General features: G+C 71.4%; 9 protein-coding genes. 5 read left to right on the top strand and 4 right to left on the bottom strand.

Annotated elements, in window-relative coordinates:
- Positions 1–3: 3 nt before the first annotated feature.
- Positions 4–2,574 carry a circularly permuted type 2 ATP-grasp protein gene (locus F1D61_RS22355; protein ID WP_203154306.1) on the bottom strand — a complete coding sequence of 857 codons (2,571 nt, stop codon included), beginning with the start codon at positions 2,572–2,574 and terminating at the stop codon, positions 4–6.
- The gene (locus tag F1D61_RS22360; protein WP_203154307.1) at positions 2,571–5,816 is read right to left on the bottom strand and encodes a DUF2126 domain-containing protein; all 3,246 of its coding nucleotides are present in this window, start codon (positions 5,814–5,816) and stop codon (positions 2,571–2,573) included. Before F1D61_RS22360 ends, F1D61_RS22355 begins: the two co-directional genes overlap by 4 nt.
- A gap of 310 nt (positions 5,817–6,126) precedes the next feature.
- On the opposite strand from F1D61_RS22360, the gene F1D61_RS22365 reads away from it, so the two are divergent.
- From F1D61_RS22365 to F1D61_RS22375, 3 genes are all read left to right on the top strand, one after another.
- A complete protein-coding gene (locus F1D61_RS22365; protein ID WP_203154308.1) occupies positions 6,127–7,287 on the top strand; it encodes a zinc-binding metallopeptidase family protein in 1,161 nt (386 codons plus the stop codon).
- A gap of 683 nt (positions 7,288–7,970) precedes the next feature.
- Complete coding sequence (gene ilvD, locus F1D61_RS22370; protein ID WP_203154309.1) at positions 7,971–9,704, top strand: dihydroxy-acid dehydratase; 1,734 nt, start codon at positions 7,971–7,973, stop codon at positions 9,702–9,704.
- The gene (locus F1D61_RS22375; RefSeq protein WP_203154310.1) at positions 9,691–10,542 is read left to right on the top strand and encodes a tetratricopeptide repeat protein; all 852 of its coding nucleotides are present in this window, start codon (positions 9,691–9,693) and stop codon (positions 10,540–10,542) included. Before ilvD ends, F1D61_RS22375 begins: the two co-directional genes overlap by 14 nt.
- A gap of 52 nt (positions 10,543–10,594) precedes the next feature.
- Here F1D61_RS22375 and F1D61_RS22380 read toward each other — a convergent pair whose 3' ends face one another.
- A complete protein-coding gene (locus tag F1D61_RS22380) occupies positions 10,595–11,218 on the bottom strand; it encodes a glutathione S-transferase family protein (RefSeq protein ID WP_203154311.1) in 624 nt (207 codons plus the stop codon).
- 145 nt (positions 11,219–11,363) lie between these two features.
- Between F1D61_RS22380 and F1D61_RS22385 the strand changes: the two genes are divergently transcribed.
- Together F1D61_RS22385 and F1D61_RS22390 are read left to right on the top strand one after the other, a co-directional pair.
- Entirely contained in the window at positions 11,364–11,690 is a 327-nt protein-coding gene (locus F1D61_RS22385) for a hypothetical protein (protein ID WP_246775474.1), read from the top strand.
- Between the two features lie 146 nt (positions 11,691–11,836).
- Positions 11,837–12,217: a hypothetical protein gene (locus F1D61_RS22390; RefSeq protein ID WP_203154312.1), complete on the top strand. Its 381-nt coding sequence runs from the start codon at positions 11,837–11,839 to the stop codon at positions 12,215–12,217.
- Positions 12,218–12,318: 101 nt separating this feature from the next.
- Here F1D61_RS22390 and trxA read toward each other — a convergent pair whose 3' ends face one another.
- Positions 12,319–12,639, bottom strand: coding sequence for a thioredoxin (trxA, locus tag F1D61_RS22395; protein WP_203154313.1), 321 nt, complete (start codon positions 12,637–12,639; stop codon positions 12,319–12,321).
- Between the last annotated feature and the right edge of the window lie 23 nt (positions 12,640–12,662).

Genomic DNA, 12,662 nt, shown 5'->3' on the forward strand with positions numbered 1-12,662 from the left:
GGCTCACGCCAGGGTGGTGAGGGGTTCGGGCCGGGCGGCATCCGACCCGCCGGGGAAGTAGCGCGCGCCGATCGCCTCGGCGATCTCCCACAGCCGTCTCTCCCAGGCCGCCACGGTGTCGAGCGGCAGGGTGGCGGCTTCCGCCGCGGCGATCTCGCCCGACAGCCCGGCCACGAGCCGCACCGGCAGTTCCGCCACCCCGTCCTGGCGCAAGGACGGCAAGCCGGCCAGGCGCTCGGCCAGGCACGCGACCTGGAAGGCCAGCGAGCGCGGGTTGTAGGGATCGAGCAGCACCATGTCGCGCACCGGCTCCAGCGCCACCCCGAGGATGTAGCGGGCGCCGTACGAGATGCGCGAATCGACCAGTTCGAGCAGCACGCCGAGATCGTCGGTGCTGGCCCCCGCCGCGCCGAATTCGAGGGCGAAGCGGCAGGCATTGACCGCCCGCTCGACCCGCCGGCCCATGTCGACGAAGGCGAAGCCCCCGGCCCGGTTCATGTTCTCCTGGGCGAGGCCGGCGAGCGAGGCGGTGAGGGAGAGCGCGCGCTCGGACCGGTCGAGGAGGGCGGCTTCCGAATCCGGGGTCTCGGCCGGCGCCTCCAGGGCGGCGCGCAGGGCCGAGAGCGCGCGCCAGGTCTCGCCGGACAGCCGCTCGCGCAGGGAGGCGGCGTTGCGCCTTGCCGAGAGGGCGTGGGACAGCCCCGAGCCCCATTGCTTCCCGTCGGAGAGGGCGTGGTGGGCGAGCAGCATCGCCGGCCCCTCGGCCGAGGGCACGGCGCCCCAGGCATGCAGCAGGGCGCGGATGCGGGCCGAGGTCGCGCGGTCCTCGGCATCCGTCGAGATGCTGCCGGCCCCGTCGAGCAGGCAGGCGGTGAGGCGGATCACCGCCTCGGTCCGCTCCAGGTGGCGGCCGAGCCAGAACAGATTGTCGGCGGCGCGGCTCGGCAGGAGGCCGGGCACCCGGCGCACCGCGACCCTGTCGGTCGGCGGCAGCAGGCTCGCCTGGGTGGCGGTGGAATCGGAGGACAGCACCCAGACGTCGGCGGCGCGGACGCCGACGCCCATCGCCACCGGGCGCACGTCCGGCGTCTCGGAGATGCGGCAGAAGCCGCCGGGCATCACCCGCCAGCCCTCGGGGGTCGCGGCGGCGAAGACCCGGAGCACGAAGGGCCGGGGCACGAGCCGGGTCCCGTCCCAGACCGGGGCGGTGGAGAGCCGCACAGGCTCGTGGGCGACGAGGTCGCCGGGCCGGTCGCGCAGGACGGCGCGCAGGCGCGCGGTCTCGGCCGCGTCGCGCCCCTCGCCGAAGGCCCGGCTGGTGAACGCGCCCTGCGCCGCCGCGGCCGCCGGCCGGAAGGCGAGGTCGTCGAACCGCGCCAGCACGGCGTCGCGCTGCCCGGGGTCGCCGCACCACCAGGTCGGCAGGCCGGGCAGGCGCAACGTCTCGCCGAGCAGCCGCTCGCACAGGGCCGGCAGGGAGGCGGCGAGCCAGGCGCTCTCGACGAGGCCGGTGCCCGGCATGTTGCCCATCGCCACGGCGCCGGCGCGCAGGGCCTCGACCAGGCCAGGCGCGCCGAGGCGGGAGGCCGGGTTGAGTTCGAGGGGATCGACGAAGTCGCCGTCGATGCGCCGCCACAGCACGTCGACCCGCTTCAGGCCGGCGACCGTGCGGATCGACACCATCCCGTCGCGCACCAGCAGGTCGTCGCCCTCGACGAGGGAGAAGCCGAGATAGCGGGCGAGCACCGCCTGCTCGACGTAAGTATCGCTGTAGGGGCCCGAGGTCATCAGGCCGATGCGCGGCTCGGCCCGGGTCGCCGCCGCCGCGAGGCCGTCGCGAAAGGCCTGGAAGAACGAGGCGACGCGCTCGACCTCGAGCGCGCCGTAGACCTCCGGCAGGGCCCGGGCCATGACGAGGCGGTTCTCGAGGGCGTAGCCGGCGCCGGACGGGGCCTGGGTGCGGTCGGCGAGAACCCGCCAGGCGCCGTCGGGCCCGCGGGCGAGGTCGGCGGCGTAGAAATGCAGGTGGCGTCCGCCGGGCGGGGCGACGCCGACGAGGGGGCGGAGGAATTCCGGATCGCCCGCGGCGGCGGCGGCCGGCAGCAGGCCGGCCCGGGCCAGCGCCCCGTCGCCGTAGAGGTCGGTCAGCACCGCTTCCAGCAACTCGGCGCGCTGCGCCACCCCGGCGGCGATCGCCTGCCACTCCGCCCCCTCGATCAGGAGCGGCAGGGCACCGATCGGCCAGTCGCGCTCGGTCGCCTCACCGTAGGCCCGGTAGGCGATGCCGGTATCGTGGATGTGCCGCCCGGCCGCAGCGAGGCGGGCGGCGATCTCGCATTCGGGCAGGTCGGCGAGGTGGCGCAGGAACCTGTCCCAGGCCGGGCGCAAGGTGCCGTCCTCCGAGACAAGCTCGTCGGGCAGGCCCGGCAGGGCGGCGTAGCCCGCAATCCAGCGGGCCAGCCGTTCCTCGGGCCCGTCCTCGCGCGGCCTCTCCTCGCGAGCGCCCTCCCCGCGCGGCCCATCCGTGGGAGGGGCCGGCGCCGGAATCTCCACCTTCGCCAGCGCCTCGCTCATCGGGTCGCTGGCGTGCGCAGGTCGAGGGTCAGGGGGAATTCCCGCCGGGATTCCTCCGGCGGCACGCTCACCCGGCCCGGGGTGTGGCCGTTCTCCTGGAAGCGGGCGAGACGGCGCCCTTCCGCCTCGTAGGTGTTGATCGGGAAGGTCTCGTAGTTGCGCCCGCCCGGATGGGCGACGTGGTAGACGCAGCCGCCCAGCGACCGCCCGCTCCAGGTGTCGAGCACGTCGAAGGTGAGCGGCGCGTGGACGGGGATCGTCGGGTGCAGGGACGAGGCCGGCTGCCAGGCCTTGAAGCGCAGGCCCGCCACCGCCTCGCCGGAGCGGCCGGTATCGGTCATCGGCAGGCGCCGTCCGTTGCAGGTGACGACGTGCCGGCTCGGCACGTAGCCCGACACCTTGACCTGCAGCCGCTCCACCGACGAATCGACGTAGCGCACGGTCCCGCCGATCGCGCCCTCCTCGCCGAGCACGTGCCAGGGCTCGAGCGCCTGGCGCAGCTCGAGCTTGACCCCGCCGCGCTCGACCTCGCCGTAGCGGGGGAAGCGGAACTCGGCCTGCGCCTCGTACCAGGCCGGATCGAAGGCGTAGCCGGCGCGGTTGAGGTCGCCCAGCACCGAGGAAAAATCCTCCCACAGGAAGTGGGGCAGCATGAAGCGGTCGTGGAGCGTCGTGCCCCAGCGCACGAAGCTCCCCTCCTGCGGCTCGCGCCACAGCCAGGCGACGAGGGCGCGCAGGAGCACCTGCTGGGCGAGGCTCATCCGCGCCTCGGGCGGCATCTCGAAGGAGCGGAACTCCAGGAGGCCGAGCCGCCCGGTCGGGCCGTCGGGCGAGTAGAGCTTGTCGATGCAGATCTCGGACCGGTGGGTGTTGCCGGTCACGTCGGTGAGGATGTTACGGAACAAGCGGTCGACGAGCCAAAGCGGCAGGTCGGGCCCGCCCGGGGGCGGCACCTGGGCGAGCGCGATCTCGAGTTCGTAGAGCCCGTCATGGCGCGCCTCGTCCATCCGCGGCGCCTGGCTGGTCGGGCCGACATAGAGGCCCGAGAACAGGTAGGACAGCGACGGGTGGCGCTGCCAGTACAGCACCAGGCTCTTCAGGAGGTCGGGCCGGCGCAGGAACGGCGAATCGGCCGGGGTCGCGCCGCCGAGCACGACGTGGTTGCCGCCCCCCGTCCCGGTATGGCGCCCGTCGGTCATGAACTTCTGCGCGCCGAGCCGGGTCTGGCGGGCATCCTGGTAGAGGCCGGTGGTGATCTCCACCGCCTCGCGCCAGGTCTTGGCCGGCTGGACGTTGACCTCGATCACGCCGGGATCGGGCGTGACCTTCACCACCGACAGGCGCGGATCGTAGGGCGGCTCGTAGCCCTCGACGTGGAGCGGCTGGCCGATCTCGGCGGCGGCCTCCTCCAGGACGGCGATCAGGTTGAGGTACTCGTCCACCCGCTCGACCGGCGGCATGAACACGCACAGGATGCCGTCCCGCGGCTCGACCGCGAGCGCGGTGCGAACCGCGACGCCGACCGGGGCGGGATGGCGCCGGGGCGCGGTGCCGGTGGCGAGCGGGCCGCGCTGTTCCAGGGGATCCTGCGGCACGTAGTACGGGTATTCCCCCGGCGGCACGTAGGGCAGCGAGGCGAGCGGCAGGCGGAACCCCGCCGGGGAATCGCCCGGCACCAGGTAGATCGCGCCGCGTTTGAGCTGCCAGGCCTCCGAGACCCACATCCGCTCGGGCCCGACCGCGACGTTGGCGATCGGCAGCACGAAGCCGACCGCGTTCTCGATCCCGCGGGTATAGACCCGGACCATCCGGCGCTGCGCTTCCTCGTCGCCGACCTTCGGGTCGAGGGGCGTGACGTTGACCGGCAGGTCGGCGACCTTGCGGTCCCAGTATTCCGGATCCTCGAAGACCGGCTGGATGTAGGGATCGAGGCCGAGCCGCCGGGCAAGCCCGTGGATCAGCGCCTCGGCCTCCTTGATCCCGGCATCCCGCTTGCCGGTCTCGGAGGCGATGAGGCTGTCGTCGCGCCAGACCGGCTCGCCGTCCTTGCGCCAGTACAGGCCGAAGGCCCAGCGCGGCAGGCTCTCGCCCGGATACCACTTGCCCTGGCCGTAATGCAGGAAGCCGCCGGGGCCGAAGCGGTCGCGCAGGCGCCGGATCAGCTGGTCGGCCAGCCCCCTCTTCGTCGGCCCGACGGCCGCGGCGTTCCATTCGGGCGCCTCGAAATCGTCGACCGACACGAAGGTCGGCTCGCCGCCCATGGTCAGGCGCACGTCCTGGTCGGCGAGGTCGCGGTCGATCCGCTCGCCGAGCGCGTCGAGCGCGCTCCAGGCCTCGTCCGAGAACGGCTTGGTGACGCGGGGCGCCTCGGCGACCCGGGTCACCGTCATCTCGAAGTCGAACGTGACCTCGGCGTGGTCGGCAAGGCCGGCGATCGGCGCCGCCGAGCGGTAATGCGGGGTCGCCGCGAGCGGGATGTGGCCCTCGCCGCAGAGAAGCCCCGAGGTCGCGTCGAGCCCGATCCAGCCGGCGCCCGGCACGTAAACCTCGGCCCAGGCGTGGAGATCGGTGAAGTCGGTGGTCGTGCCGGCCGGCCCGTCGACCGCGGTGGTGTCGGGCACGAGCTGGAGCAGGTAGCCGGAGACGAAGCGGGCGGCCATCCCGAGGCGGCGCAGCACCTGCACCAGCAGCCAGGCCGAATCGCGGCACGAGCCGCTGCCCTTCTGCAAGGTCTCGGCCGGGGTCTGCACCCCCGGCTCCATCCGCACGACGTACTTGACCGAATCGCGCACGAGCGCGTTCAGCGCCACCAGGAACAGCACGGTGTTGGGCTCGGCGGGCAGCCGCGCCATCAGGGCGTCGATCTCGGGGCCTCCCGCCTCGACGGCGAGATAGGGGCCGAGCTCGGCCTTCAGCTCGTCCGGATAGGCGAAGGGCCGGGTCTGGGCGTAATCCTCGACGAAGAAGTCGAACGGATTGATCACCGACATGTCGGCGACGAGGTCGACCTCGATCCGGAACTGCGTCGTCTTCTCGGGGAAGACGAGGCGGGCGAGCCAGTTGCCGCTCGGGTCCTGCTGCCAGTTCACGAAGTGGTTGGCCGGCGTGACCTTGAGGGCGTAGCTCTCGATCCGCGAGCGCGTATGCGGCGCCGGCCGCAGGCGGATCACCTGCGGGCCGAGGGAGATCGGCCGATCGTAGGTGTAGGACGTGACGTGGTGCAAGGCGGCCTTGATCGACACGACGACTCCGAACCTTCTGCTCTCGTGAGGGATGAGCCCGCCGGCCTGTTCGCGCGTTCCGCGGCTTCCAAGCTTGGGCTTCTACACCGTGGCCGGGCCCGCGTCAGCCGCCGGATCGCGAGATGGTCGGCTTCCTTGCACCATCCTCACGTCTCTCTGCGTCATCGCGGCACCGGCCCCGGGCGGCATGGCGAAAAATTGAGGCAAGTCCCGTGCCGTCCTGCACGGAACCTCCGGGCGGGAAAGCCCTTGACGATTGGCCCCGTCGGGTTTCCCCCCTTCGTCCCGCGGGGCCCGTCCGGACGCCGCGATGAAGATCTTCCAGTGCCAGGCCTGCGCGCAGCCGGCCCATTTCGAGGCCGATGCCTGCGAGAGCTGCGAATGCCGGCTCGGCTACGATCCCGAACTGACCGACATGACGGCGATGCTGCGGGCCGGCTCGCGCTGGCGCGGCCTCGCCGATCCGCGCCGGAAGTACCGTCCTTGCGCCAACCGGGCGTCGGGCGGCTGCAACTGGCTCGTTCCCGCGGGCTCGGGCGAGACCTACTGCCTCGCCTGCCGGCACAACCGGGTGGTGCCGGACCTGTCGATTCCCTGGAACCAGACCCGCTGGCGCGAGGTCGAGGCGGCCAAGCGCCGGCTGTTCTACGCCATGCTGCGCCTGCGCCTGCCGCTCGCCTCCCGTCGCGAGGACCCGACCGGCCTCGCCTTCGACTTCCTGGTCGATCCGGCGGAAGCCTACCTCACCGGCCCGCCGGTGCTGACCGGGCACGATAACGGCCTCATCACCCTCAACATCGCGGAGGCCGACGACGTCGAGAGAGAGCGGCGGCGCACCCAGTTCGGCGAGCACTACCGCACATTGCTCGGGCACTTCCGCCACGAGATCGGGCATTATTTCTGGAACGTGCTGGTGCGGGCCGATCCCTGCCTCGACGCGTTCCGGACGGCGTTCGGCGACGAGCGGGCCGATTACGGCGCCGCGCTCCAGCGCCACTACGCCCACGGCCCGGCCGAAGGCTGGCAGGAGACCTTCGTGTCGGCCTACGCCACCTCCCACCCCTGGGAGGATTTCGCCGAGACCTGGGCCCATTACATGCACATCGTCGACACGCTGGAGACCGCGAGCCAGTTCGGCGTCAGGGTCCAGCCCAAGCTCCAGGCCGGCCCGGCGCTCCACACACCGATCACGCTCGCCGCGAAGGTCGATTTCGACCCCTATCGCAGCCCGGATTTCGGCCGGCTGATCGAGGCCTGGCTGCCGCTGACCTTCGCGATGAACTCGCTCAACCGCAGCATGGGCCAGCCCGACCTGTACCCGTTCCGGATGACGCCGGCGACGATCGGCAAGCTGTCCTTCGTGCATGACCGCATCTACGCCCGAACCGATGCGGCGGAGGCCGAGGCCGGAACGCTCCGGGCGGTGATCGCGGGGTTGCGCCAACGGGTGGCGGCGCCGCGGTCGGTGTGAGGGTGAAGGTACGGCCCGCAGGTTCCGAAAGGACGTTTCCGACATCCTCGATGTCATCCCGGGGCTCGTCGAAGACGAGAACCCGGGATCCATAACCGCTGATCGTTCAGAATGAAGCGGAACGCGGCCCGCTTCGTCCTACTTCGTCAGCGGTTATGGATCCCGGGTTCCGCTGCGCGGCCCCGGGATGACCCTGTGGGTCGGGACTGTTGCTGAAAATCAGGCTCTCCGGACCGATGTGGCGCGTCGCGCCCGTCGTCGGCCGATCGCCTCACGCAGTCCCTCCACAAGCCACATTCCCGAACGGGTCGCGCCTCACGCCGGGCACAAACAACCGGCACTCTCCACCCATGCCGACGACCGACCGCCTCGCCTGTCAGAGCCTCCCCGCAAGCTTAGCTGTGGCGAGGCCGCCACACCGCGAAAGCATCCCAGCTTTGCCCCAGACCGCCCCCCGCACCGCCGCGTTCCCGCCATAAACCGGCGGCACCTCAACCGTCACGTTAAACGACTGTCCCTACAGTGATTTATCGTGGTCGTCCCGGGTTCCCGGGGATCGCGGGCGGCGCTGGCGGATTGAACCGGCAACGGGTTCGTTTCGCGTGAGCCGTCCCAGGGCGGTGCAGGGAGCGGGACCGGGGAAACACCGGCCTTTCAAGAAACTACGGGTACGGGACAGGGCCATGGACGCGCGTCACACCACCGACAAATCGAAGCTGCCCAGCCGCTACGTGACCGAGGGTCCCGAGCGCGCGCCGCACCGGTCGTACCTCTACGCCATGGGCCTGACCCGCGAGCAGATCCACCAGCCGCTGATCGGCGTGGCCTCGTGCTGGAACGAGGCGGCGCCCTGCAACATCTCGCTGATGCGCCAGGCCCAGGCCGTGAAGAAGGGCGTGGCGGCGGCCGGCGGCACGCCGCGGGAATTCTGCACCATCACGGTCACCGACGGCATCGCCATGGGGCATCGCGGCATGCGCGCCTCGCTGCCGTCCCGCGAGGTGATCGCCGATTCGGTGGAACTCACCATGCGCGGCCACGCCTACGACGCGCTGGTGGGCCTTGCCGGCTGCGACAAGTCCCTGCCCGGCATGATGATGGCGATGGTGCGCCTCAACGTGCCTTCCGTCTTCATCTATGGCGGCTCGATCCTGCCCGGCACCTTCCGCGGCCAGCCGGTCACCATCCAGGACCTGTTCGAGGCGGTCGGCAAGCACTCGGTCGGCGCGATGAGCGACGACGACCTCGAGGAGCTGGAGCAGGTCGCCTGCCCGTCGGCCGGCGCCTGCGGCGCGCAGTTCACCGCCAACACCATGGCGACCGTGTCCGAGGCAATCGGCCTGGCGCTCCCCTACTCGGCCGGCGCCCCCGCGCCCTACGAGATCCGCGACCGGTTCTGCGCCACCGCCGGCGAGATGGTGATGGAGCTCCTCGCCAAGAACATCCGCCCGCGCGACATCGTCACCCGCAAGGCGCTCGAGAACGCCGCGACCGTGGTGGCGGCCTCCGGCGGCTCGACCAATGCGGCTTTGCATCTCCCGGCGATCGCCCATGAATGCGGCATCGAGTTCGATCTCTTCGACGTCGCCGAGATCTTCAAGCGCACCCCCTACATCGCCGACCTGAAGCCCGGCGGGCGCTACGTCGCCAAGGACCTGTTCGAGGTCGGCGGCATCCCGCTCCTGATGAAGACGCTGCTCGACGGCGGCTTCCTCCACGGCGACTGCATCACCGTCACCGGCCGCACCATCGCCGAGAACCTCGCCAAGGTGGCGTGGAACGCCCAGCAGGACGTGGTGCGTCCCTCCAGCCAGCCGATCACCGCGACCGGCGGCGTGGTCGGCCTCAAGGGCAACCTGGCGCCGGAAGGCGCGATCGTGAAGGTCGCCGGCATGCCGCCGGAGAAGCAGACCTTCGCCGGCCCGGCCCGGGTCTTCGACAACGAGGAACTCTGCTTCGAGGCGGTGAAGAACCGCAGCTACAAGGAGGGCGAGGTCCTGGTGATCCGCTACGAGGGCCCGCGCGGCGGCCCCGGCATGCGCGAGATGCTGGCGACCACCGCCGCCCTCTACGGCCAGGGCATGGGCGACAAGGTGGCGCTCATCACCGACGGGCGCTTCTCGGGCGCCACCCGCGGCTTCTGCATCGGCCATGTCGGGCCCGAAGCCGCGGTGGGTGGGCCGATCGGCCTCCTGCAGGACGGCGACATGATCCGCATCGACGCGATCCAGGGCACGCTCTCGGTCGACCTCACGGACGACGAGCTGGCCCGGCGCCGCGCGGCCTGGCAGCCGCGGGCCAACGATTCGACCTCGGGCTACCTGTGGAAATACGCGCAGACCGTCGGCCCGGCGGTGACCGGCGCGGTGACGCATCCGGGCGGGGCCCAGGAGACGCTCTCCTATGCGGATATCTGAGGCCGGCCTGCCCAAGCGGGCAGGTCGCCGGTTCCTCCTCGCGCTGCTCGGCCTGACCATGGCCGGGGCGGGTCCCGCTGCGGCGCTCGACGCCGCGGTGCGGACCCCGGTGCCCGCGGCAACGGGCTACCGCAACGCCCGCGAGGCGATGCGGACGGGCATGCGCGACTACAATGCCGGCGACAAGGAGGGCGCGGCGCGCGCCCTCGAATACGCCGCCGGCCAGGGCCACGCGCTCGCCCTGTGGAAGCTCGGCCGCATGTATGCGGAGGGCGACGGGGTCCCGCACGACGACCTCAAGGCGTTCGAGTTCTTCTCGAAGATCGCCGACGAGAATGCCGACGAGGGACCGGAGGCGCCGAATGCCGGCGTGGTGGCGAGCGCCTTCACGGCGCTCGGCCGCTACTTCCTCGACGGGATCAAGGGCTCCTACGTCCGCGCGAACGTCGAGCGCGCCTACGACATGTTCAACTACGCGGCGACCTATTACGGGGACCCGAACGCGCAGTACAACCTCGCCCGGCTCTATCTCGACGGGACCGGCGTGGGCCAGGACCCGCGCCAGGCGGCGCGCTGGTTCAACCTCGCCGCCGAGAAGGGGCATCCGGCGGCGCAAGCGCTGCTCGGACAGCTCCTGATCAACGGCCAGGGCGTCACGGTGCAGCGCGCCCGGGGTCTCGCCTGGCTGACGCTCGCCCGCGACGCCGCGGAGGGGCCGAAGGATCAGTGGATCGTCACCCTGCAGGAGCAGGCGATGGCGGCGGCCAACGAGCGGGACCGGGCCGAGGCCCAGGCCCAGGTCGACGGCTTCTACCGCCGCAGCGCCAAGGGACGCTGAGAGAGGGGACGCGGAAAAGCCCCCTCTCCCTCCCTTTCTAAGCGGTCCTCGTTCAGCCTTGCCGGGCCGCGATCGCCGTCTGGAACGACGGGCGCTCCAGGATGCCAGTGAAGTAGGACGCCAGCTTCGGCCAGCGCCCCGCATCGACCGCCTCGCCGGCCAGATGCAGGTTGTGGAACGTCGTCGCGACCGAGATGTCGGCCAGACCGAAGGCGCCGCCGACGAGATACGGCCCGTCGATCACCCCTTCGAGATAATCGAACAGCCGCGGCAGCTCCTCGCCCATGCACTTGGCGACAACCGCCTCGTCGCAGGGCTGGTTCATCATCTTTGGCCGCAGCACCCGCTGGACGAAGGGCTTGATCAGTACCGGAAACAGCTCGGTATCGCCGACCTCGTCGAACCAGATCGCCCGGCCGAGATCGTGCGCACCTGCCGGCAGCATCGCCGGCTCCGGGTGCTTACGCTCCAGGTAGTGGATGATCGCCGAGGAATCGGCGAGCCGGACATCCCCGTCCTCCAGGGCCGGGATCTTGCCGAACGGGCTCGCCGCCTGGAAGCGCGGATCGGGGTCGTGGAAGCGCAGCGGCACGTGCTGGACCTCGATGCCCTTCTCGGCGAGGACGACGAGCACCTTGCGGACGAAGGGCGACAGGCTGGTGCCGTAGAGTTTCATCGCGTTGTTCTCCCTGGCCGCCGCGCGGCGACCGCCGCGGCGGATATCGTACCCGGCCGACCGATGGGAACCCCCCGCCTGGAAACCGACCGCCCGCGCGTCCATAATCCGGGTCGGCCGTTCCCGGCCCGCACGAGGCCGACCCGTGGACGACACCTTCGACTTACGCGAGCGCCTGTCCCGGGCCTGGCGGGCGGTGTTCGACAACGCCGTCGAGGCCGGCAGCCCGCCGGAGGCGGTGGTCGAGACGATGACGGCGGTCGCCCATGCGCGCTTTGCCGAGTTGTTCGGCACGGCCGCGGCGGCGAGCTACCTCGCGCTGCTCGCCGAGCAGATGCGCGAGGTCGATCACGACGAGGCCGAGAGCCTGATCCGAGGTGAGCCCCCCCGGCCGCCGCCGTTCGACGGGAGTGCTCCGGTGGACGATGTCGCGGCGATGGACCCGGCCTGGATCGATCGCGACCCCACGTAAGGACAGGCGGCACCACCCGCCCATCACGCATGGACCCGCCCGAGACGAGCCCGATCGCGGGCGTGCGCCCGCGCACATGACAGACCGTCCGATCAGGAACGGCGCTGGTCGTTGCTCGTTTTCGGCGCAACCTCGTCGATGGCGCCATGTCGAGCACACCCATGATCCTGCGATCGTCCGTTGCGTCCGCCCTCGCCGTCGCGTCCTGGATCGCCTTCGGCTTCACGGCCCAGCCGCATCGGGAACAGGCGACACCGCAGGATCCGGTGCTGCTCTCCGGCCTCGAGGCCGACCTCGCCAGCCGGAAATGCGACGGCGTCCGGATCGATGCCGATCATTTCCGGGCCTTCTCGTCACAGATGCGGCTGAACCACGCCGACTTCTTCCAGAAGACCCGCTCCGTCCGCCTCCAGGCAGCCCTCGACGACCTCGACACCCGGCTGCGGCGCGACCGGCAGGCGGCCTGCGAGGCGATCTGGGTCGCCCATGGCCCGGGAAGCGCGCGGCCCCTGCTGCGGCGGGGGTGAGGCGGCGGCGGCGTCATCGACCACGTACGCTCGTCCACGCCCGACATGAGAAAGCCCGGCCTCTCGGCCGGGCTTCTCGGCATTCGCCGGAGTCGATGCGCTCAGGCGCTGGCCTGGATCCAGCGGGCCAGTTCGCCCTTCGGGGCCGCGCCCACCTTCTGGCCGGCTAGCTCGCCGCCCTTGAAGATCATCAGGGTCGGAATCGAGCGGATGCCGTATTGGGCCGAGATGCCGGGATTCTCGTCCACGTTGACCTTGGCGATCTTCACCCGGCCGTTCATCTCGCTGGAGATCTCCTCCAGCGCCGGACCGATCGCCCGGCACGGGCCGCACCACTCGGCCCAGAAATCGACGACCACGGGCTCGGCCGATTGCAGCACGTCCTGCTCGAAGCTCGCGTCGGTCACCTTCACGGTTGCCATCGCCAAAAATCCTTCTCGTCATG

Origin of the sequence: Methylobacterium aquaticum, assembly GCF_016804325.1 — a bacterium.
Lineage (GTDB): Bacteria > Pseudomonadota > Alphaproteobacteria > Rhizobiales > Beijerinckiaceae > Methylobacterium > Methylobacterium aquaticum_C.

Coding starts and splice junctions, on each gene's coding strand:
- F1D61_RS22375 (WP_203154310.1), top strand. CDS start 9,691: ATGCGGATATCTGAGGCCGGCCTGCCCAAGCGGGCAGGTCGCCGGTTC.
- ilvD (WP_203154309.1), top strand. CDS start 7,971: ATGGACGCGCGTCACACCACCGACAAATCGAAGCTGCCCAGCCGCTAC.
- F1D61_RS22390 (WP_203154312.1), top strand. CDS start 11,837: ATGTCGAGCACACCCATGATCCTGCGATCGTCCGTTGCGTCCGCCCTC.
- F1D61_RS22355 (WP_203154306.1), bottom strand. CDS start 2,574: ATGAGCGAGGCGCTGGCGAAGGTGGAGATTCCGGCGCCGGCCCCTCCC.
- F1D61_RS22365 (WP_203154308.1), top strand. CDS start 6,127: ATGAAGATCTTCCAGTGCCAGGCCTGCGCGCAGCCGGCCCATTTCGAG.
- F1D61_RS22380 (WP_203154311.1), bottom strand. CDS start 11,218: ATGAAACTCTACGGCACCAGCCTGTCGCCCTTCGTCCGCAAGGTGCTC.
- trxA (WP_203154313.1), bottom strand. CDS start 12,639: ATGGCAACCGTGAAGGTGACCGACGCGAGCTTCGAGCAGGACGTGCTG.